Raw genomic sequence first — 21,126 nt, forward strand, 5'->3', positions numbered from 1 at the left:
GCTAAGGCTTCAGACTTTTGCAGCACAAAGGTAATAGTTTTACCACAATAAGCGTAAGGGTGAGTGCAAATATTGTGGCGGCCCCCGCAGGAATGTTGAACTCGTAGCTGAAATAGAGCCCCGTGAGATTGCCGAGCGTCGCTACGACTGCCGCCCACCACGTAATTTTTCGGTAGGATTTGCTGAGCGTATTGACGATGACCGGAGGGATGGTAAGCAGGGAAATCAACAGAACGATACCGACCGTCCGGATCGACAGGACGATTGTCAGGGCGACCAATACTGCCATAAAATAGGAGATAGTCCGTGTCGGAATGCCTTGGCTGCGTGCGAATTCCCGGTCGAACGCCACGTACATGACGGGGCGCAGGGCCAGCAGGAAAAGAAGCAGGATTACCACGTCGAGCCCCGCCAATGCCAGAATGTCTCCGTCGGTGACGGTCAGAATATTGCCGAACAGGAAACTCATCAGATTGGGTGCATATCCTGGTGTCAGGTAGATGAAAATGATACCGATGGCCATGCCTACCGACCAGACGATGCCGATGGCCGAATCTTCCCGCATCCGGCCCCGGTCCGAGGCCGTTTCGATTCCCAGGGCGGACAGAACGGCGAACACCAGTGCGCCCAGAATGGGATTCCACCCCATATAATATGCGATGCCGATACCGCCGAACGAAGAATGAGTGATCCCTCCGCTCAGAAAAACCAGTCGTCGGCAGACCACGTAGGTTCCGATTATGCCGCAGGCTATTCCTGACAGCAGGCTGGCGAAAAGAGCGTTGGTAAGAAATTTGTACTGAATTATTTCGTGAATGAAATCCATGCGGACAACGGTTAAGGCTGCAAATTTAAGTTTTTTTTATAACTTTGGTGCCCCGGATTTTATGAAAAAGTACTATCAAATAGCATTCCTTTTTGTCGTCGCGGCAACGGTTTTTCTCTCCTGCCGCGAAGAGCCGGAATATATCCGGGGGGACATCGTTAACCTTCCCGACGGAAAGGTGTATCTGCGTGTATGGGAGGGAACCCTGCGCACGGTAGACAGTACCCGTTCTGCCGGCGGCAGATTCAGTTTCGTGTTGCCGGATGTATTGCCCGATATTTTTTATGTTCAGTTCGAAGGTTTTCCGGACTATTTTATTCCGGTGATCGTGGACGGAGAAGAGGTGGGCATCGGCGGTGATTTCAATTATCCCGACGACGTGAAAGTGTCGGGTACGGCACCTAACGACGCATTGTGGGGTTATCGGGAATCGGTGCGTCGTTACGAAGTGATGCTTCGGGCCATTGGTCGTCAGCTGGAGGTTTACCGGACCGAAGAGATGGATTCGGTCGCCTATCGCGGGCTGCTTGTCAAAGAGGACAGCATAAAGCGTATCATGGCCGGTTTGCGGCGCGATTTCGTCCGGGCGCACCGAGGCAGCATCGTTTCCGCTTTTCTGATGGTGGCTACCCTGCCCGACTCCGCTTCCCGTGCCCAGATCGACTCGCTGATCGGAGAACTCGATCCGACCATGGCCGACAATGCCTTCCTGCGCCGTCTTCACCGACGTCGGAATGCGGCAGTCCGTTAGTCCGCGGATGTTGCGAATCCGCCATGCTTTTGTTACTTTCGCACCGTATTGTTCAATCGTATCACTGCGACACGGTCGCATTTAAAGTTTCAGTGAATGTCCCACGAGAGAAAGGTTCGTTTCCATACTTTGGGGTGTAAACTCAATTTTTCGGAGACTTCGACCCTTGCCCGGCAGTTCGAGGAGGGTGGTTTCGTACGTACCGGCTCGGATGCCGATGCCGACATATTCGTGATAAACAGTTGTTCGGTGACGGCACATGCCGATAAAAAATGCCGTAGTCTCGTACATAGACTTCACAGAATTCGGCCGGAAGCCATCATCGCCGTAACGGGGTGCTATGCCCAGCTCAGACCGGAGGAAGTCGCCTCCGTCGAAGGGGTCGATCTCGTGTTCGGGAATAATTATAAGGGAGAACTATATGAAACAGTGGCCGCATTGGCCGGTAAGAAAGAGGCTGCGGCGGTGTACAGTTGCGATACGGATCAGCTGACCGACTTTTTTGCGGCCTTTTCTTCGGGTGACCGTACCCGGGCCTTTCTCAAGGTGCAGGACGGATGCGATTATAAATGCGCCTACTGTACGATTCCTTACGCCCGGGGAGGCAGCCGGAACATTCCGGTTGCGCAGGCGGTGGACGAGGCCCGGCGGATCGCAGCTTCCGGGCAGCAGGAGATAGTCATTACCGGAATCAATACGGGGGATTTCGGCCGCACGACCGGCGAACGTTTTATCGACCTGCTGCGGGCACTGGATGCCGTGGAGGGAATCAGCCGTTACCGTATCTCTTCGATCGAACCAAATCTGTTGACGGACGAAGTGATCGGCTTTACCGCCGGGTCGGAAAAATTTCAGCCCCATTTCCATATTCCGCTTCAGAGCGGATGCGATTCCGTGTTGGCCCGTATGAGGCGCAGGTATACGACTGCCCGTTTTGCCGAACGGATCGAAGCGGTGCGCAGGGCGATGCCCGATGCTTTCATAGGAATTGATGTGATTGCGGGTTTCCCCGGTGAAAGCGATGCCGATTTCGAAACGACCTATCGTTTTTTGGAGAAGGTCGCTCCGGCCTATCTTCACATTTTCCCTTATTCGGTCCGTCCGGGAACGCCGGCGGCCGGATTCGAAGGAAAAGTCCCTCCGCAGGTTGTGGCCGGACGGACGGAACGGCTGGCAGGACTTTGCTGCCGCCTGCACCGGGATTTTTCCCTGCGCTATATCGGCGGAGAGACTACGGTACTTTTCGAAAGCACCTGTCGGGGCGGAATGATGTCCGGCTTTACGGAGAATTACCTGAAAGTGCTTGTTCCTTACCGGAAAACGCTGGTGAATACGCTTTGCCGGGTGTCGCTCGACACTCTGGACGATGCGGGAAACATTCGGGGAAGCGTGCTTGATTAATCCGGGGGAAATATCTATTTTTGTGAATCAATCGTCTGGAAATGGGAATACGTAAGAAAATAATGATCGGCTTCCTGAGTCTGGCCGCCCTGCTTTTTTTCGCGGGTATGGTCTCACTGGTCGAGTTGCTTCGTTTGAGTAAGACCACGCAGATACTGTTGGATTCCAGTACGCGTAATATCGAGTTGTCCCGTCAGATGTTGGATGCCGTACAGGATCAGAATACGGCCCTGTTGCAGATGGTGGTGCTGGGACGGAACGAGTTCGATTCGTTGTATCTGTCGGGCAAGCAGAAGTTCGATCATGCGTTGGCTCAGGCGACGGTGACCGTGAAAGATCTGTCGGAGCTCGATTCGGTCTATAATGCCCGGATGCGTTACAACGAGGTGGTGTCCGCTCAGTTGGGAACCTATCGGAAAGATGATATGGATTGGTTCGTAAATATATATAAAACATCTTATTATGAACTGACAACTGCGATCAAGAATTATATGATTTCCTCCCAGAGTTCGCTGGGTACGCGGGCCTCCCAGTTGGAAGGGAATGCCTACCGGGCGACTTCTCCCGGTATCATTACGCTGGGGGTGGCCATTTTGATCGTATTGATGTTCTTCTTTCTGATCGACCTCTATTACATACGTCCCGTTCTCAAAATTACGAAGGGACTTGAAGATTATCTTTCGCTGAAGATACCTTTCAATGTGAAAATGGAGGGAAAAGACGAGGTGTTCAAATTGAAGGAGCTGATCGAAAGTCTCATACTCGTGGTGAAAAACAAGAAAGCGGAATAGATGCGGTTCAATGTCGTATTGAGGTACATGGGCCTTGTGCTGCTGCTGGATGCGGTTTTCATGCTGATATCCGCCGGCATTTCCCTGCTCAACAATTTCGATACGGGATTTTATCCGTTATTGCTTTCATTCATTCTGACAGCCGTGCTCGGGGCGTTCCCGCTGATTTTTGTGGAAGGAGGCGAGCAGATCAACAACAAGGAGGGATATGCCATCGTGGTAGGGGCTTGGATCGTCTCCTGCATGGTGGGTACGTTTCCCTATCTGCTTTGGGGCGGAGAGTTCGATTTCGTCAATTCCTGGTTCGAAAGTGTTTCCGGGTATACGACGACAGGGTCTACGATCCTGGTGGATGTGGAGGCGTTGCCGCGTGGTATGCTGTTCTGGCGTTCATCCACGCATTTGCTGGGCGGTGTGGGTGTCGTCATGTTCGCACTGGTGATCCTCCCTGCTCTGGGACGAACGAAAATGACTCTTTCCAGTGTGGAATTATCTCCCTTGGCTAAAGATAATTACCGGTATCGTTCTCAGAAGATAGTTCAGGTCCTTCTGACAGTGTATGTAGGGTTGGTCGTGGCCGAAACGATTTTGCTGAAAGTTGCGGGAATGACATGGTTCGATGCCGTGAACCATGCGTTTTCGACGATTGCTACGGGAGGGTTCAGTACCCGCAATCTGAGTATTGCCTATTATGACAACTACTGGATCGAAATTATCATTGTCGTTTTCATGCTGTTGTCCAGTATTCATTTCGGAGTCATTTTTGCTACGCTGACCGGTAAAACAAACAATATTTTTCGTACTGAGGTGAGCCGATTCTATATCGTTTCGTTACTGGTCGCTGCCGTACTCATCGCTGCGAGCCTCTGGGCGGCGGACATGTATCCTTCGTTTCTGTCTGCACTGCGTTACGGTTCTTTCCAGCTTATGGCTGTCACCTCCACGACGGGGTTCGCTACGGCCGATTCTACGTTGTGGACCCCTTTTGCGATTGCTGTCCTGATCTTTTTCAGTCTGCAGTGCGGTTGTGCCGGTTCGACGGCGGGAGGGATCAAAGCCGACCGGATATTGTTGGCCGGAAAGGTGATGCGGGCCCGTATCCGGCAGCAGCAACATCCTAATGCGATCCTGCGGATCAAATTGAACAACGTGTTGCAGGACGAAGAATTGATTCATTATGCGATGATCTTCATTGTGGCGTATTTGATGATTCTGATGGTGGGAACCGTGGTCAATACTCTGTTCGGAGTCGATCTGATGACCAGTTTCAGTGTCGCGTTCGCTTCGATGGGGAATATCGGTCCGGGATTCGGGCAGGTTGGTTCGATGAACAATTATTCGGCTCTTCCCGATGCGGTCAAACTCAATGCGGCTTTGATTATGTTGTTGGGTCGTCTTGAGATTTTCGGATTCATTCAGTTGTTTTTGATTAAGTGGTGGAAGTGATGAAATTGATATTCAAATATATCGTATTGCTGTCGACTTTTTGGGGGCCTGTGACCTTGTCCGCACAGCAGGTCAAGGCCCGGGTTGCGGGGCTTGAGAATAATAAGGAATATATGGATCTGCTGGTCCGGGAAAAGGGATTGCAGATTCAGGAAGATTCCATTGTCAAAGTGGTGGCGGATACGCGCAGGAATTTTCGGGCGAATCCAGAAAATCGGGAAAAATACGGGGCCGAAATCCTTCGTCTGGAGCAGGAGTTGTTCGACGTGCGGAATCGGCGGGGTGTGTTGATCGGAAAAATCAATGCTATCGAACAGGAATGGGTGATCAGCAATCTCGGGAAAAATACGTCTGAGCGCAATGTCGTACAGGATACGTCGCGCCGGGATAGTGCCGTCGTCCGGAACCATCCGGCGGTTGTTCCCAATCTGGTCTTCAATGCCTATTTCCGCGATCATCTTGCTCCGGGGGATTATGCCGCGTTGCTCGGCGCCCAGTCGAAGGAACAATCCGTGTTGAATTACCTGCAGATATTCAGAAACAACTATTATACGATCCGACAGTTGGAACGGGATTATACGGCAGCGGTTCGTGCCGAACCAGCCGATAGTATTTACCGGAAGTACAAAACTCTTTCCAATCTCAATGGTAAAGTGGCTGATTCGGTGTCTTATATATGGTCGTACATATTTGATAATAAAACTTATGCATATACTTATCTGCTGGATCGGATGAATCGAAGCGACTTGTTGGGCTTGTACGAGGACAAGTTGCAGGCTCTTCGGCAGAAAGAGGCGGAAAACCGGGACTTTTTCATGGAGGACGCCGTGGGGTTCTATCCCTGGAGAAAGCGTTTCGTTTTGGAGTACGAGCAACAGCTGGCCGAACTGCTGAATCTGAAGCCGGTCAGCGATTCATTGTCCGGAGCGGTACGGGTACTCGATTCGCTGGATTTCGACTTTCCGAAAATAGTCATTCAGGAGAGGTTGTTTCTGGATTATGCGGATATAGAGGTTGCGACACCGGCCAAGTACAATACCCGCAATCCGATTCCTCTCTGTACCGTCTACCCGAGAGGGACAATCTACCGGTTGCTGTTGGGGACTTATCTGAAACCGCAGCTTCCTTCGATTTTCCGGGGTGTGTTCCCGTTGGGTTACTTGAAAGGAGAGGATGGCCGGTACCGTTATTTCGCGGGAGGCTACCCTACTTTGTCTGAAGCCGAAGAGGCGCAGGCCATGTTGAAACGGACGGGGTTCCGTCGTCCGGAGGTCGTTGTCTGGGAGGATGGCGTTTATCGGAATATCAGTGAAGAGTCGGTCGAGAGTGCGAAAGGCGGAGAGTCGAAATCCGAGACGGTGTACCGGATCGAGATCCGCAACGGAGGAGATGCTCTCGGCGACAATGTCCGGGCCGTGATCTCCGCCATGGCTGAAGGGAAGGAACTGGTCCGGGTAGCGGCTCCGGCTGCGGAGGGAGAGACAGCCCGGTATATGTTTATCGTCGGTTCTTTCGCCACGCGCGAAGCTGCGGAGAAGATCGTTTCGGCCATTCGGCAGCAGGATGTCTCTCTTTCAGTGAAAATAGTGGAGATGACTCTTTAAATTGTGAAAATAATTCATATCTTAGTGGCGGCAGAATTTTATTCTGCCGCTTTTTGTGTCAGTCGAAGATACTATGTGGGTTATTGCAGGTCTGATTGCTGTGGCATTGCTGCTTCTGGTGGCTGAGTTGGTGTTATTGCCTGGATTTTCCGTGGCGGGTGTCTGTGCGCTATTGGCCGATATCGGGGCGATATGGATCGCATTTTCCCGCTATGGCGTTCGGGGAGGCGTGATTGCGTTCGTCGTGATACTGGTTCTTTCCGTAGTGACACTCGTCCTGTCGTTACGTTCGCGGACCTGGCAGCGTTTCTCTTTGCAGGATCGGGTGGACGGAGCTGCGCAATGTACGCCCCAACAGAGGAATGTACAGGTGGGTGACCGGGGAAAAACGTTGACCCGGCTGGCTCCGATAGGAAAAATTTCCGTGAATGGACAGACTTTCGAAGCGAAAAGTATTGACCGATACGTTGATGCCGGGGCGGTGGTGGAAGTGACTGGATTCGAGAATTTCAGCGTAATTGTTCAGCCAGTCGTCGAATGAACCGGGAAGAGATCGTTTGAATTTTAATTAAATATAAATTATGGAGAATATGGGTTTTCTGGCGCTGATCGTATTCCTGTCGATCGTCGTATTGTGGTTTGTTTTTTATTTCATACCGATCGGACTATGGTTCTCAGCACTCGTTTCCGGAGTGAGGATCAGTCTGTTGCAGTTGATACTGATGCGTTGGAGGAAAGTTCCCCCTTCGACCATTGTATCCGCCATGATCGAGGGGACCAAGGCCGGGCTTACGCTCAATGCCAATGAACTAGAGGCCCATTATCTGGCGGGGGGGAACGTGCCGAATGTCGTGCATGCATTGGTTTCGGCCCAGAAGGCGAGCATTATGCTCGATTTCAAGATGGCTACGGCGATCGACCTGGCCGGCCGCGACGTATTCGAAGCCGTACAGATGTCCGTGAATCCGAAGGTTATCAATACGCCTCCCGTGGCTGCGGTGGCGAAAGACGGCATTCAGCTGATTGCCAAAGCGCGTGTGACCGTCCGGGCGAATATCAAACAGTTGGTCGGCGGTGCGGGGGAAGAGACCGTGTTGGCCCGGGTGGGTGAAGGAATCGTCTCTTCGATCGGTTCTGCCGTCACGCACAAGGTGGTGCTCGAAAATCCGGATTCCATTTCCCGTGTCGTGCTGGAGAAAGGTTTGGATGCAGGGACCGCATTCGAAATCCTTTCCATCGACATTGCGGATATAGATGTGGGGAAAAATATCGGGGCACAGCTTCAGATGGACCAGGCCGATGCGGACAAGAACATCGCACAGGCCAAAGCTGAGGAGAAACGGGCGATGGCTGTCGCCCATGAACAGGAGATGAAGGCAAAGGCCCAGGATGCAAGGGCGAAGGTGATTTTGGCCGAGGCGGAGATTCCCATGGCGATCGCCGAGGCGTTCCGCAGCGGAAATCTGGGAATTATGGACTATTACAAACTGAAAAATATCCAGGCCGATACCTCCATGCGGGAAAGTATCGTGCGTTCCGACAAAAAATAGTTGCCGGGCGGATTCGGATAGCGGGGGACGGAAATTTTTCCGTCCCCCGTTCGTTTACGCTTCGGCGATGCCTTTGTAATAGGCAGGTGTGACGCCGAGTGTGAAAGAGTTCTGTTTGAAATAGGTCCATATCGTCAGTGCCAGCATGAGAATCGCGTTGACCAGAAACGGAAAACGATTGCTTTGGGTGCCGAAAAGATGCTGAAGCGTATCAATGATGAACGGACATACCATGATGGCCAGATAGTTGACCGACATGACGAAAGACAGCGCCAGTGTCGACATTTTCCGGGTGGAGATGGCGGCCGTTTTATCGTAAATGAACGGTTGCATGACACCGTAGCCGAATCCCGACAACAAGCAGCCCGTGATCATGAAAAATTTGTCGGGAAAGAACCCGATCAGTGACAGGCCCGTCACGATGCAGATCATCGAGATGAAATTCACTTTGCCTTTGAAACGCATGATGATTTTGTTCAGAAAGAATCCCGGGGCCATGATCGCCAGAAAAAACAGAGATATCATGGTGCCAGACAGGGAACTGCCCATGTGGTGTTTTTGTGCGAGGAAAGGCAGGTAGAATGCGACGGCCAACACGGCATAGGTGACGAAGAAATAAAGTCCCATCAGTTGAATCAGCTTGCGCCGGTCGATACCCGTTTGTTTCTCTTTTACCGTAGCTTTTTCGGAGGGAAACGTATGTGGTTTCTGTACAGGTTTCTCCTTTTTCAGAAAGAATGCGAGAGCCAGGGAGATACCGGGGAATGTGTAGACGATGAACGGTGCATGCCAGTTGAAATTGGCGAGGTATCCGGCGAGTGCGGTGGCCAGTACCAGCGTGATGTTGTTGATGGCGGAGCTGAGGCCCAGTTGCTTTACCCGATAGGCACCTCTGAAATAGTCTACGATCAGTCCAGTAGAGAGAGGTATCATGATTCCGGCACCGATTCCCAGAATACAACTGATGGCGATCAGAGCCGTCATGCTGGTGGCGAAAAAGTAGAGGATGCCGCTTCCGAAAAACAGGGAGAGCCCGAGAATGAGCAGTCGGATTTTATCCCGTCCGATGGACAGTTTTCCCGAAAGCAGGACGAAGGGGATGATGAGCAGCGACGGCAGCGAGGTGAGCATCTGAATTTCCAGGTCGCCCGCTTTCGGAAAGATGACGGAAAGTTTTCCCAATATCGGGGATACGGCAAGTCCCGGCAGGGATACGACTGCCGAGACCGACCAAATTGCGATCAGGGTGATCAGGGAGATCGACCCGTTTCCTGTTTCTATTTTCATGGGTCCGAGAGATTGTCTACCGCCTTACCGTTCGCAATTGTGATGCCGAACTCCCCTCTTCGCTATCGGCTGTATTCTCGGGCAAAAGATATATCTCCGAATCTTTGCGGAATAATCGGCCGTTGTTCCCACCCTTTGAGGTGCCTTGTTGTTTCCCGTTTTTCTATCTATACGGGAAGCATAACCGAAAACCGGCTTCCTTTTCCGATTTCGCTCTCTACCGAGATCGTTCCCCCGTGGGCTTCCACGAACTCTTTGGAAATGGCCAGTCCCAGACCGCTTCCCTGGACTTTGGTCCCCGGAACTCGGAAATAACGGTCGAAAATACTTTTATGGTAACGCGGGTCTATGCCCCGTCCGAAATCCTGTACGTAGATTTCTACTACCTTTTCGTGCTGGACGGCTCCTATGATGATCCGGGAGCGTTCGGGTGAATGGTGGATGGCATTCGACAACAGGTTGGTGATGACCCAGGCGATCTTTTCGTTGTCTACGAAAAGTTTCGAAATTTTTTCCGGGTAATCCACTTCCACGAAACAGCAGAACCGTTCGGCCAACACCTGAGTCGCTTTTACAGCGTAGTCTATCAGTTCGATGGGTTTGGTGATTTTGGGCATGAGTTTAAGCTTTCCGGTTTCGATCTGGGTCATGTTGAGCAGTTCTCCCGTGATGGACAGCAACCGGTCGCTGCTGTCCCGGATACTGCTTACGAGCTGTTTCTGTTCGTCGTTGAGCTCGCCCAGCCTGGAGTCGTTCAACAGTTGGAGGCTCATCAGAATCGAGGAAATCGGGGTTTTCATCTCGTGCGATACGGTCGATATGAAGTTGGTTTTCGCCGAATCGAGCTCCTTGAACTTGGTGATGTTGTTCAGTACGATCAGGTTGCCGATAAATTGCTGGCCGGTGCTTCCCACCGGAATGATATAGAGCGGAGTGTTTTCCACCTGGAAATAACTCTCCTTATCGTCAGCATAGATTTTCAGGGGTTCCTTGTCGTTTTCGTTCTTCTTTTCCTCGTACAGTCCGCGGATCAGCCTGCGCAGCAGATCGTTCGAAAGGGCAACTTCTGTGGCGCTGCGTCCGATGACATCTTCTTTCAGGTTCAGAATCGAGAGTGCCTCCCGGTTCATGAAGAGGATTTTCCGGTCGGCACCCAGACCAACGATCGGTTCGTGCAGGGTGTTGACAATCGCTTCGATGCGTTTCTTTGCGGTCATCAGGTCGTCGAGAGAACTGCGGCGGTATTCGTCGAGTTTAGCGGCCATGTCGTTGAATGATTCGGCGACCGCCTCGAAATCGCGGTTTCCTGTGAATTCCAGTCGTTTCCGGTAGTTGTGGTTGGCGATTTCCCGAATTCCTTTTTTCAGTTCGTCGATCGGACGCAGCACCAGTTTCGGGAACCAGATCAGTACGCCTCCGGCGATGAGGGCGCACATGGCGGCCGCTGCGATCAACCACCACATGACATAGTCAGCCCTCTCCTCTACCCCGGCGCTTTTGGCCCGGATAGCAGCCATGTTCAGCTCCATGATGCGCAGCAGGTCTTCGCGTACCTCCTGCAGCTCGGATTCTGTTACCGGATCGCTCAGCAGGGCGATGTGCTGTTGCAGCGAAGAGGTGATCTCCTTTTCGCTGATTTCGGTGATATTCTGTTGCTGGAGCGCCAGATTTTGCCGTAGGGCGTGCCGCGATACGGAATCCTGTCCGATGTCGTTGAGCGAACGGAGCATGTCTCCGGCGTATTGCAGCGAATTGTAGTTGTCTGCGAGAATGGTTCCCGTCGCCCGGGACAGTTGTCGTACATAACTTACCGACTGAATGCCCAGAAGCAGGATCATGGCGAACAGCAGGCCGATGCCCAGGGTGATTCTCCTTTGTATTCTCATGGTGTCAGGATAAGATAAAAAGGTCCGTATTCATACGCGATAGCTGTTTGAGGAGCCGTCTCAGGTCGATAGCGTATTTCAGCAACGAAAATAGCGAAAATTCTGGGCGGCCGATGCAAACGATGTTGATTTTTTGTTCCCGGCACAGATTCACGATGGTTTCGATCGGCCGGTTGGAGTGTATCTGTCGAATTTCGCCGCCGAGTTCCGTGGCGAGATTCAGGTTGTTGATCAGGTAGCGTTGGTTGGAGAGCGGTATCCGGTCGACATCCTCTTTGTCGCTTTGGACATAGAGCACCAGAAAACCGGCATTGTGGTAGGTGGCCATCCGGGCGGTCTTGCGTATGACACGGCGGGCGCGTTTCTCACTGCTGTCGATCACGGCCAGCAATTTGTCATGCCTGTATTTGTCGTTTTCGGTAACTTCGTTTTCCACCTTCTTTTCCACGCGCATGGCCACTTCCTTCAGGGCCAGTTCCCGCAGTTGCAGCAAATTGTCCTGCGTGAAAAAATTACCGAGTGCTGCAGCGATTTTGTCGGGTTTGTATATTTTTCCCGCTTTGAGCCGCGTGATCAGCTCTTCGGCGGTCAGGTCGATGTTCACTACTTCGTCGGCCATGGCCAGCACGCTGTCCGGTACTCTCTCGTGGACTTCGATTCCCGTGATCTCCTGGACGGCTTCGTTCAGCCCTTCGATGTGCTGGATATTTACTGCGGTGATGACGCTGATACCTGCCTCGAGAAGTTGCATGACATCCTGCCACCGCTTGGGATTGCTGCTGCCTTCGATGTTGGTGTGGGCCAGTTCGTCCACGATGACGATTTCCGGATGTAGATTCAGTATCGCCTGCGTATCCATCTCCTCGAGCTCCTTGCCCTTATAAAAGAGCCTGCGCCGGGGTACGAACGGAAGCCCTTCTACGAGGGCTTCCGTTTCTGCACGTTGATGTGTTTCTATGTACCCGATGCGGATGTCCACTCCGGCATCGAGCAACTGTCTGGCTTCCTGTAGCATCCGGTAAGTTTTCCCTACACCGGCACTCATGCCGATGTAGATTTTGAACTTGCCGCGGTGCGAGCGCCGGATCAGTTCGAGAAACCGCTGAACGCTGTCCTGTCTGTCCATTTACATTCTGAATGAGAGGCCTCCCACAAAGTTAACATCTTCTGTGGCCGGATTCCATATCAGATTGGTGAAAAATCCGATTTTCATGGATTCAGCTCCTTTGATGTCCCATGTTTTGCCGGCATTGAGGAAGATATTCTGTACGTAGAAATCCCGGTCGATGCCGTAGGTGCCGTATGCGTTCCAGGGAACCATGCCGATTCCTGCCTTCATGTCTACGCTTTTCACCTTGAAAGGATAGGCCACCTCGAGGTACGAGGCGTAAGCCCGCTCTCCCTTGATATTTACATCGGCTGCGCCGAACAGTACGGTGTACCACGACAAGGTGAAGGGAACCTTTTCCGACATGATCCAGCTGGCACCTATTTCCACCCGATGGGGAGAATTCCTGTCGAATGTGAAATAGTTGCGGTTCGTGAGGCCGCGGTCGGCCGAACTGCCTTCCCAGTAGAGGTCGGCCAACGACAGAGTTACGGGGCCGAGCGTGTAAGCTAAGGTCAGGTCCATCTCTTTATAGGAGGTCGATGCGAAATCCACCGATCCCCAGGCCGTAGCCGAAAAATTCCCCGCTGTCATGGTCAGTGTGGGCTGGAGGCTGATTCCGGCTTGGGTGACGCCCCGCCATACGTATGCGCTGACGAGGTCGGACCCTCCGCTGAAAGCCACTCCCTTGTTCTGAGCGGAAAGGTGTCCGGTGGATAAAACGGCGGCTAAGGCCAATGAGAAAATAGTAAAACGTTTCATAATGATGATTTTCTTTAAGTTGAGTTTGTAAAATGTTTTTCAAAGACGGACAGGAATGTCGTCCGGACGAGTGGTGTTTTATGATATTCCGGATAACCCGGCTGATTCCGTAGCCGGAGAATTCTGCCGGCACGGGATTCGGTGGTCCCGTGCCGACGAATCTCATCGGAATTTTACGGATGGATCAGGTCTGCAACCAACAGGACGATCAGGCAGACAGCCAACAGAATCATCCAGCGTTTAGTCGGTTTATCCAGCTTTACCATGGTTATTCCTGTTGTGCCGCGTCGAGGGCTACATTGAGTTTCAGTACATTGACTTTATAGGTGCCGAACAGACCGAGCCACGGTTTCTGGATCGTTTCTTCCACGATCTTCCGAACCGCCTCTTCCGACATGCCACGGGCTTCGGCTACACGGCGTATCTGTACTTCTGCGCCGCACGGAGAAATGTCGGGATCGAGACCCGAACCGCTGGCCGTTACCATTTCTGCCGGGACCTCGCTGCGTTCCAGATAGGGATGGGCGGCGAGAAATGCTTCGATACGCTCTTCCACTTCGGCCAGATATTCCGGATTGTTCGTGCCTTTGTTGCTTCCTCCCGAACCGCCGCCATTGTAATCGACAGCCGAGGGACGTCCCCAGAAATAGATACTGTCCGTAAAGGTCTGGCCCACGTTGGCCGCACCGACCACCTGGCCGTTCACCTCTACCAGGGCAGCCTCCCCGTCGTTGGGGGAAACGGCTGCTGCCGTCAGGCGCAGTATCAGGACATATCCTACCGTCAGTACCACACACATGGCCAACGTGATTTTAACAGATATCCATAAGTTTTTCATGACTGCTTGCGATTAAAAGAACACACTAATTAACATGTCGATCAGTTTGATACCGATGAACGGTGCCACGATACCGCCCAGACCGTAGATGAACAGGTTCCGGCGCAGCAGGGCCGATGCCCCGATAGGCTTGTAGGTCACGCCGCGCAGAGCCAGCGGAATCAGCAGCGGAATGATGATCGCGTTGAAGATCACGGCCGACAGGATAGCGCTTTCGGGCGAGTGCAGGTGCATGATGTTCAATGCCTGCAACGATGGGATCGAAGTGATGAACAGTGCCGGGACAATGGCGAAATATTTGGCCACGTCGTTGGCTATGGAGAACGTTGTCAGCGTACCCCGGGTCATCAGGAGCTGTTTGCCGATCTCCACGATCTCGATCAGTTTGGTCGGGTCGTTGTCCAGATCGACCATGTTACCCGCCTCTTTGGCGGCCTGCGTGCCGCTGTTCATGGCTACGCCGACGTCGGCCTGAGCCAGTGCCGGCGCGTCGTTCGTACCGTCGCCCATCATGGCTACCAGTTTGCCGGCCTGCTGTTCGCGCTTGATGTATTCCATCTTGTCTTCCGGTTTGGCTTCGGCGATATAGTCGTCCACACCGGCCTTTTCAGCGATATATTTGGCAGTAAGCGGATTGTCTCCCGTTACCATGACGGTTTTCACGCCCATTTTGCGCAGGCGTTCGAAACGTTCGCGGATACCGGTTTTGATGATGTCCTGAAGTTCGATCACGCCTTTCACTTCTTCATCGGAGCATACCACCAGCGGGGTGCCGCCGTTTGCGGAGATTTCGTGTACGATTTTCTCCACCTCTTCGGGGAAGGCGTGTCCGGCCTCGGTGGCGATGCGGCGGATCGCTTCGGTCGCTCCCTTGCGGATGCGTACGCCGTCGGGCATATCCACTCCGGAGCAACGGGTTTCGGCGGTAAACTTCACCATGCGGACGCCGACCATCTCCATCGGGTCGATTTTGATACCTTCGGCAGCACCCAGTTCTACGATGGATTTGCCTTCGGGTGTCTGGTCTGCGACCGATGACAGCACGCAGAGACGGGTGAACGCTTTCGCATCGACGCCCTTCACGGGATAGAACTTCGTCGCTTTGCGGTTGCCGATCGTGATGGTTCCCGTTTTGTCGAGCAGCAGCGTATCGAGGTCACCCGCCGTTTCCACGGCCTTACCCGATTTGGTAATCACATTGGCTCGCAGGGCACGGTCCATTCCGGCGATACCGATCGCCGAGAGCAGGCCGCCGATCGTGGTCGGGATCAGGCAGACGAACAGAGAAATGAAGGCGGCTACCGTGATATTGGCGCCTACGTAATCCGCAAAGGGCTTCAGCGTGGCGCAGACGATGACGAATACGAGCGTGAAACCTGCCAGCAGAATCGTCAGGGCAATTTCGTTCGGGGTTTTCTGGCGGGAAGAGCCTTCGACCAGTGCGATCATTTTGTCGAGGAAACTTTCTCCCGGTTTGGCGGTCACTTTGACCAGAATACGGTCGGAAAGCACCCGTGTGCCACCGGTCACGGAACTCTTGTCGCCGCCTGCTTCGCGGATGACCGGCGCGGACTCTCCCGTGATGGCGCTTTCGTCGATCGACGCGAGACCTTCGATGATCTCGCCGTCGGCCGGAATCGTATCTCCTGCGACACATTCGAAGACGTCGCCTTTTTTCAGTTCCGAGCTGCTTATGGTCTTGGCGGAACCGTTGGACAAAATCAGTTTGGCCGGTGTCTCTTCGCGGGTTTTGCGCAGAGAGTCTGCCTGGGCCTTGCCCCGGGCCTCGGCGATTGCTTCGGCGAAGTTGGCGAACAGGATCGTCAGCAGCAGCACGAAGAAAATGACCAGATTGTAGAGGAACGAACCCTGCGATTGATCTCCCGTAGCGGCGATGTAGAACAGCATCAGCAGCATGACGAAAGTTACGATTTCCACCGTGAACATGATCGGGTTCTTGATCATCATGCGGGGATCGAGCTTGCGGAACGACTCCACGAGGCTCACGTTTACCAACTGTTTATCGAACAGTGCAATATTTTTTTGCTTTTTCATCTTCAGTCCGAAATTAGAAACTTAAGTAATCAGCGATCGGGCCCAGAGCCTGTGCGGGGAAGAACGAAAGGGCTGCGACGATCACGATCACGGCGAAGGTCATCAGGGAGAATGTGGCCGTGTCGGTTTTCAACGTACCGGCGCTTTCAGGAACGTATTTCTTCGACGCAAGCAATCCTGCGATGGCGACCTGTCCCACGATCGGGAAATAACGACCCATGATCAGAGCGATACCCGTGGATATGTTCCAGAAAGGAGTATTGTCGGCCAGTCCTTCGAACCCGGAACCGTTATTGGCCGCAGACGACGTATATTCGTACAGCATCTCGCTCAGTCCGTGGAACGACGGATTATTGAGCCAGCCGATTTCCGGATTGATGGCGGCGATGGCGGCTGAAATACCTGTGCCGACCAGAATCAGGAACGGATGCATCAGCACGACCAGTGTGGCGATCTTCATTTCGCGGGCCTCCACTTTTTTCCCGAGGAACTCGGGCGTACGGCCCACCATCAGTCCGCTGATGAATACGGCGATGATCAGGAAGGCGAAATAGTTCATCCATCCCACACCGACGCCGCCGAACCAACAGTTGATCTGCATGTTCAGCATCTGCATCATACCGCTCAGAGGTGTTTGGCTGTCGTGCATGGAGTTGACCGAACCGTTCGACGTTACCGTGGTAACCATGCCCCACATGGCCGATGCCGCCGAACCGATGCGGGTCTCCTTGCCCTCCATCGAGCCCATATTCTGGGCGATACCCATTTCGTCGATCCGCGGGTTGCCGCCCATCTCCTGGGGAACGGAGATCAGCACGCCGACCGTAAAGGCGAAGAGCATCACGCCGAAGATACATCCGGCCAGTTTTTTACGCCGGATATAGAATCCGAAACACCATGCCATGGCCATCGGGATGATCAGGATCGACCAGCATTCCAGCATGTTGGTAAAGGCGTTGGGGTTTTCGAGCGGATGCGAAGAGTTGGTGCCGAAATAACCGCCGCCGTTGGTGCCGAGCTGTTTGATAGGTACGATGGCGGCTGTCGGTCCCTGACTGATCACCTGCTCGTTGCCTTCGAGGGTGGTGATCGTCTGCTTGCCGTCGAACGACATCGGTGTGCCGTTGATGATCAGCAGGATACCTACCAACAGAGACAAAGGCATCAGAATGCGGGTCGTGCTTTTAACGAGGTAAACCCAGAAGTTACCGATGGTTTTGGTCGTTTTGGCTGCCAGTCCCTTCATGATGCCGGCCATCGCCGCCATACCGCAGGCTGCAGTGATGAACTGGAACAACATGATGACATAGAGTTGGGTGAAGTAACTCAGTCCCGACTCGCCGCTGTAATGCTGCAGGTTGCAGTTCACCATGAACGAGATGCAGGTGTTGAACGCCAGATCGGGAGTCTGTCCGGGATTTCCGTCCGGATTGAGGGGAAGCCATCCCTGGCAGACGAGCAGCACCATACCCCATACGAACCAGAAGAGATTGACCATCAGCAATGCCTTGAGGAATTGCTTCCAGTCCATCTCTTTGTCCGGCTGGATGCCGCATATTTTGTAAATCCACTTTTCTACGGGAGCCATGAAGTCGAGCCACGTGCGCTCTCCCTTGTACACTTTGGCCATATAACGTCCCAACGGATAGCAGAGCACGACCAAAGCTACCCATTGCAGAACGACGCCTAAAATTTCAGTATTCATTTATTTGCGTTTTTGGAAGTCCGACAATCAGAATTTCTCGGGTTTCACGAGTACATACATCAGATATATGAATATCACAATGCTCAGAATCAATAGTCCTACGAACATGACGTTGAAAATTAAATCTTTTCGAACCAATCTACACACTTGTAATAGAACCAGTAGCATAACCCGCCCAAGGCGAGCAGCAACAGAAACATGACGATTTCATTCATAACCGTTCATTCTTTTTTGAGTTAGACAACATTTTCACAAAACCGCACAGCATGCGTCCGAGCGCATAGAACGCACCGCAGAATAGGAGTATCAATAACACGATCATCATATCCGATCCTCTGTTTGGTTTTGCGGCGCAGAGAATACGAAGGGTGTGCCAGAAATCTATTCCGGTATTTAATTGTGTGATTATTAGTGTTGTATGCATTTAGAAGATGTGCCGACAGAAAAGGCTGTCCTATCAAAATGATAAGACAGCCTTTCTGAAATGATAGGACGGAGATCTATTTCATCCCGTAGCTTTCCAGTTTGCGGTATAACGTGGCGATACCGATACCCAGCAGACGTGCAGCTTCGCTTTTGTTGCCTTTGGTGTATTCCAGTACTTTGAGGATGTGGCGTCGTTCCATCTGTTCGAGCGCGAGCGAGTCGGGATTCGCATCGGAGCCGTGTATCGTGTGGAATTCGGGCGAAAGGCACTCTGCCGAAAGCGTATGGTTCTCGGCCATGATCAGACTGCGTTCCACGACGTTGCGCAATTCCCTGACATTGCCCGGCCAGGAGTGGCGCTCCAGGGTCGAGAGATAATCTTTTCCGATCGTGTCGATCCGTTTACCCATTTTGTCGGCGAAACGGGAGGCGAAAAAGCGGACATATTCGGCGATGTCTTCCTTCCTCTCCCGCAACGGCGGCAGATGGATGCGGAATACCGAGAGGCGAAAATAAAGGTCTTCCCGGAAATTACTCTCCCCGATCTCCTTCTCGAGGTTGCGGTTCGTGGCTGCGATGATGCGCAGGTCTACTTTCGTGGGGCGGGTCTCCCCTATTTTAATAAATTCCCCGCTTTCGAGTACGCGCAGCAATTTCGCCTGCAATTCTACGGGCATCTCTCCTATTTCATCGAGAAACAGGGTTCCCTTGTTCGCCTCCTCGAAAAGACCTTTCTTGTCTTTGGCCGCTCCCGTGAAGCTGCCGGCCCTGTAACCGAATAGTTCGCTTTCGAGCAACTCTTTGGAGAATGCCGAACAGTTGACCGCGACGAAAGCCTCTTTCTGGCGGCGGCTGGCATGATGGATGGCTTCGGCGAAGACCTCCTTCCCGGTCCCGGTCTCTCCGGTCAGAAGCACGGACGTGTCCGTCGCGGCGACTTTGCGTGCCAGTTCGGCCGCTTTTCGCAAAGTGTCCGACGAACCGATGATCCGTTCGAAAGAGAGTTCACGGGAAAGATCGCTGTCTGTCTGGAGAGCCCGGCGTTGTTCCATTGCCTTTTCCGTGGCACGGCTCAGCAACGGTAAGATTTTATGATTGTCATCCCCTTTGGTGATGTAGTCGAAAGCGCCGTTTTTGATGGCCTGTACCCCATCGGGAATATTGCCGTATGCTGTCAGCAGGATAACTTCGCAGTCAGGTGATTCCTCCTTGATCCGACCGATCATTTCCACACCGTTGCCGTCCGGCAGTTTCACGTCACAGAGTACGACATCCGGTTTGTGTTGCCGCAGCATTTTCAATCCCGAAGCACAGTCCGAAGCCTCGATAATCTCATACCCTTCCAGTCCGATGATACGCGCCAGCAGTTTTCTCAGTTGAGTCTCGTCGTCGATAATCAGAATTTTCGCCATGCTTCCCGTTCACTTTTCTGCAAAAGTAAGAGAAATAATCCGCAATTTGAAAGAAAGGCCGGAGTTTCACGGTGCGTCGGTTCGGATTTTCGCCAGTAGGAATATGTTACCGGGAGTGATAAAATTTAGAATCAACGTAGCGTTATTTCATTTTTACAATGATATTTTATTATTATAATTTTGTTTGCTAAAACGATTTTAATATCTTGCAAAAGTGTTAAAAGATTGTCCGGTTGTTATGCGGACTCCGCTTCAATGGACGATAAGTTTATTCAGTAACAATCATCTGTGTGGCACGGTATGGGAAGCATAGGAAGGTGAAGTTTTTTAGATAAATTTGCTAAAACGTTTTAGTTGTATTAGGCGATTGAATTCTATTTCTTTCTAATAAACTGAATGATATGAATTTAAAACTACTTTTACTGTTGTGTGCGTTGGTTCCCGGGTTGAGCCATGCGCAGGGGGATCGGCTTGTGATGAAACTGTATCCGCATGGCCCTTCCGAGAGTAACGGACTTACACGGGAATGTTGGATAAAGGATTTTACGCAACTGCGTCAGGTCTGCGATCCTTCGCTGACCGTCTGCTTTCCCGAAAAAGGAAAAGCGAACGGTCAGGCGGTCGTGGTATGTCCCGGTGGCGGCTACTCTGCACTGGCTATTCACCACGAGGGATTCATGGTGGCCGACTGGCTCAATTCCCTGGGAATTACTGCTGTCGTTCTGAAATACCGTATGCCCAACGGGCATCACCAGATACCGCTCAAGGATGCACAGACCGCATTGGAAATCGTCCGCAGGCATGCCCGTAAATGGCATATCAATTCGGACAGGATCGGAATCATGGGCTTTTCGGCAGGAGGGCATCTCGCCTCTACCGCAGCCACACACTTTACCTCCGCAGCCAATCGTCCGGCTTTTGCCGTGTTGGTCTATCCTGTCGTTACGATGGGACAATATACGCATAAGAATTCACGCAAGGAGCTTTTGGGAGAGAATCCTTCCCGGGAGTTGATTGATCTCTATTCGAACGAAAAACAGGTCACATCCGACACGCCTCCGTTGTTCATCGTTTTCAGCGAAGATGACAAAACGGTCAATCTTGCCAACGGCGTTCAGTTCTACGAAGCTGCCAAAGCCCATAATGTCCCTGCCGAACTGCATTTCTATCCTACCGGCGGACACGGTTGGAGTTTCCGGGATCGTTTCGCTCACCGCGCGGAATTCCGTGCCCTACTTTCCGGGTGGCTCGAAAGACAGAATAACTGATTTGCAATAA

At 52.4% G+C, this 21,126-nt stretch carries 18 protein-coding genes; 8 read left to right on the forward strand and 10 right to left on the reverse strand.

Going from position 1 to position 21,126, the window contains the following annotated elements; translation table 11 throughout:
- Position 1 precedes the first annotated feature (1 nt).
- Positions 2-826, reverse strand: coding sequence for a metal ABC transporter permease (locus tag INF32_RS03505; RefSeq protein WP_226387028.1), 825 nt, complete (start codon positions 824-826; stop codon positions 2-4).
- Between the two features lie 61 nt (positions 827-887).
- Between INF32_RS03505 and INF32_RS03510 the strand changes: the two genes are divergently transcribed.
- From INF32_RS03510 to floA, 7 genes are all read left to right on the forward strand, one after another.
- On the forward strand, positions 888-1,577 hold the full coding sequence (locus INF32_RS03510; RefSeq protein ID WP_226387029.1) for a DUF4369 domain-containing protein: 690 nt from the start codon (positions 888-890) through the stop codon (positions 1,575-1,577).
- 96 nt (positions 1,578-1,673) lie between these two features.
- Complete coding sequence (mtaB, locus tag INF32_RS03515) at positions 1,674-2,978, forward strand: tRNA (N(6)-L-threonylcarbamoyladenosine(37)-C(2))-methylthiotransferase MtaB (protein ID WP_226387030.1); 1,305 nt, start codon at positions 1,674-1,676, stop codon at positions 2,976-2,978.
- Positions 2,979-3,019: 41 nt separating this feature from the next.
- Entirely contained in the window at positions 3,020-3,769 is a 750-nt protein-coding gene (locus INF32_RS03520) for a CHASE3 domain-containing protein (protein WP_226387031.1), read from the forward strand.
- Positions 3,770-5,215 carry a TrkH family potassium uptake protein gene (locus tag INF32_RS03525; RefSeq protein WP_226387032.1) on the forward strand — a complete coding sequence of 482 codons (1,446 nt, stop codon included), beginning with the start codon at positions 3,770-3,772 and terminating at the stop codon, positions 5,213-5,215.
- A 113-nt stretch (positions 5,216-5,328) separates the two neighbouring features.
- Positions 5,329-6,819, forward strand: coding sequence for an SPOR domain-containing protein (locus INF32_RS03530; protein WP_226387033.1), 1,491 nt, complete (start codon positions 5,329-5,331; stop codon positions 6,817-6,819).
- Between the two features lie 55 nt (positions 6,820-6,874).
- Complete coding sequence (locus tag INF32_RS03535; RefSeq protein WP_226387034.1) at positions 6,875-7,360, forward strand: NfeD family protein; 486 nt, start codon at positions 6,875-6,877, stop codon at positions 7,358-7,360.
- 40 nt (positions 7,361-7,400) lie between these two features.
- Complete coding sequence (gene floA, locus INF32_RS03540; protein WP_226387035.1) at positions 7,401-8,369, forward strand: flotillin-like protein FloA; 969 nt, start codon at positions 7,401-7,403, stop codon at positions 8,367-8,369.
- 54 nt (positions 8,370-8,423) lie between these two features.
- Here floA and INF32_RS03545 read toward each other — a convergent pair whose 3' ends face one another.
- From INF32_RS03545 to INF32_RS03585, 9 genes are all read right to left on the reverse strand, one after another.
- Positions 8,424-9,656, reverse strand: coding sequence for an MFS transporter (locus INF32_RS03545; RefSeq protein WP_226387036.1), 1,233 nt, complete (start codon positions 9,654-9,656; stop codon positions 8,424-8,426).
- Positions 9,657-9,823: 167 nt separating this feature from the next.
- On the reverse strand, positions 9,824-11,542 hold the full coding sequence (locus INF32_RS03550) for a sensor histidine kinase (protein WP_226387037.1): 1,719 nt from the start codon (positions 11,540-11,542) through the stop codon (positions 9,824-9,826).
- Between the two features lie 4 nt (positions 11,543-11,546).
- Positions 11,547-12,668, reverse strand: coding sequence for a sensor protein KdpD (locus INF32_RS03555; RefSeq protein WP_226387038.1), 1,122 nt, complete (start codon positions 12,666-12,668; stop codon positions 11,547-11,549).
- Positions 12,669-13,412, reverse strand: coding sequence for a hypothetical protein (locus INF32_RS03560; protein WP_226387039.1), 744 nt, complete (start codon positions 13,410-13,412; stop codon positions 12,669-12,671).
- Between the two features lie 268 nt (positions 13,413-13,680).
- Complete coding sequence (locus tag INF32_RS03565; RefSeq protein WP_226387040.1) at positions 13,681-14,250, reverse strand: K(+)-transporting ATPase subunit C; 570 nt, start codon at positions 14,248-14,250, stop codon at positions 13,681-13,683.
- Between the two features lie 12 nt (positions 14,251-14,262).
- Positions 14,263-16,305, reverse strand: coding sequence for a potassium-transporting ATPase subunit KdpB (kdpB, locus tag INF32_RS03570; protein ID WP_226387041.1), 2,043 nt, complete (start codon positions 16,303-16,305; stop codon positions 14,263-14,265).
- A 13-nt stretch (positions 16,306-16,318) separates the two neighbouring features.
- A complete protein-coding gene (gene kdpA / locus INF32_RS03575) occupies positions 16,319-18,010 on the reverse strand; it encodes a potassium-transporting ATPase subunit KdpA (RefSeq protein ID WP_226387042.1) in 1,692 nt (563 codons plus the stop codon).
- A gap of 27 nt (positions 18,011-18,037) precedes the next feature.
- On the reverse strand, positions 18,038-18,118 hold the full coding sequence (locus INF32_RS03580; protein WP_226388093.1) for a potassium-transporting ATPase subunit F: 81 nt from the start codon (positions 18,116-18,118) through the stop codon (positions 18,038-18,040).
- Positions 18,119-18,510: 392 nt separating this feature from the next.
- Positions 18,511-19,848, reverse strand: coding sequence for a sigma-54-dependent transcriptional regulator (locus INF32_RS03585; protein WP_226387043.1), 1,338 nt, complete (start codon positions 19,846-19,848; stop codon positions 18,511-18,513).
- 401 nt (positions 19,849-20,249) lie between these two features.
- Here INF32_RS03585 and INF32_RS03590 point away from each other — a divergent pair, with 401 nt between their 5' ends.
- Positions 20,250-21,116 carry an alpha/beta hydrolase gene (locus tag INF32_RS03590; protein WP_226387044.1) on the forward strand — a complete coding sequence of 289 codons (867 nt, stop codon included), beginning with the start codon at positions 20,250-20,252 and terminating at the stop codon, positions 21,114-21,116.
- The last annotated feature ends 10 nt before the right edge of the window (positions 21,117-21,126 follow it).

It is taken from the genome of Gallalistipes aquisgranensis, from assembly GCF_014982715.1.
GTDB lineage: Bacteria > Bacteroidota > Bacteroidia > Bacteroidales > Rikenellaceae > Gallalistipes > Gallalistipes aquisgranensis.

What these genes read in the sequence shown, in the direction of transcription:
- INF32_RS03590 (WP_226387044.1), top strand. Translation starts at nt 20,250, where the DNA reads ATGAATTTAAAACTACTTTTACTGTTGTGTGCGTTGGTTCCCGGGTTG.
- INF32_RS03555 (WP_226387038.1), bottom strand. Translation starts at nt 12,668, where the DNA reads ATGGACAGACAGGACAGCGTTCAGCGGTTTCTCGAACTGATCCGGCGC.
- kdpB (WP_226387041.1), bottom strand. Translation starts at nt 16,305, where the DNA reads ATGAAAAAGCAAAAAAATATTGCACTGTTCGATAAACAGTTGGTAAAC.
- INF32_RS03580 (WP_226388093.1), bottom strand. Translation starts at nt 18,118, where the DNA reads ATGTTCGTAGGACTATTGATTCTGAGCATTGTGATATTCATATATCTG.
- floA (WP_226387035.1), top strand. Translation starts at nt 7,401, where the DNA reads ATGGAGAATATGGGTTTTCTGGCGCTGATCGTATTCCTGTCGATCGTC.
- INF32_RS03560 (WP_226387039.1), bottom strand. Translation starts at nt 13,412, where the DNA reads ATGAAACGTTTTACTATTTTCTCATTGGCCTTAGCCGCCGTTTTATCC.
- INF32_RS03545 (WP_226387036.1), bottom strand. Translation starts at nt 9,656, where the DNA reads ATGAAAATAGAAACAGGAAACGGGTCGATCTCCCTGATCACCCTGATC.
- INF32_RS03565 (WP_226387040.1), bottom strand. Translation starts at nt 14,250, where the DNA reads ATGAAAAACTTATGGATATCTGTTAAAATCACGTTGGCCATGTGTGTG.
- INF32_RS03585 (WP_226387043.1), bottom strand. Translation starts at nt 19,848, where the DNA reads ATGGCGAAAATTCTGATTATCGACGACGAGACTCAACTGAGAAAACTG.
- INF32_RS03550 (WP_226387037.1), bottom strand. Translation starts at nt 11,542, where the DNA reads ATGAGAATACAAAGGAGAATCACCCTGGGCATCGGCCTGCTGTTCGCC.
- INF32_RS03510 (WP_226387029.1), top strand. Translation starts at nt 888, where the DNA reads ATGAAAAAGTACTATCAAATAGCATTCCTTTTTGTCGTCGCGGCAACG.
- kdpA (WP_226387042.1), bottom strand. Translation starts at nt 18,010, where the DNA reads ATGAATACTGAAATTTTAGGCGTCGTTCTGCAATGGGTAGCTTTGGTC.
- INF32_RS03530 (WP_226387033.1), top strand. Translation starts at nt 5,329, where the DNA reads ATGGATCTGCTGGTCCGGGAAAAGGGATTGCAGATTCAGGAAGATTCC.
- mtaB (WP_226387030.1), top strand. Translation starts at nt 1,674, where the DNA reads ATGTCCCACGAGAGAAAGGTTCGTTTCCATACTTTGGGGTGTAAACTC.
- INF32_RS03520 (WP_226387031.1), top strand. Translation starts at nt 3,020, where the DNA reads ATGGGAATACGTAAGAAAATAATGATCGGCTTCCTGAGTCTGGCCGCC.
- INF32_RS03505 (WP_226387028.1), bottom strand. Translation starts at nt 826, where the DNA reads ATGGATTTCATTCACGAAATAATTCAGTACAAATTTCTTACCAACGCT.
- INF32_RS03525 (WP_226387032.1), top strand. Translation starts at nt 3,770, where the DNA reads ATGCGGTTCAATGTCGTATTGAGGTACATGGGCCTTGTGCTGCTGCTG.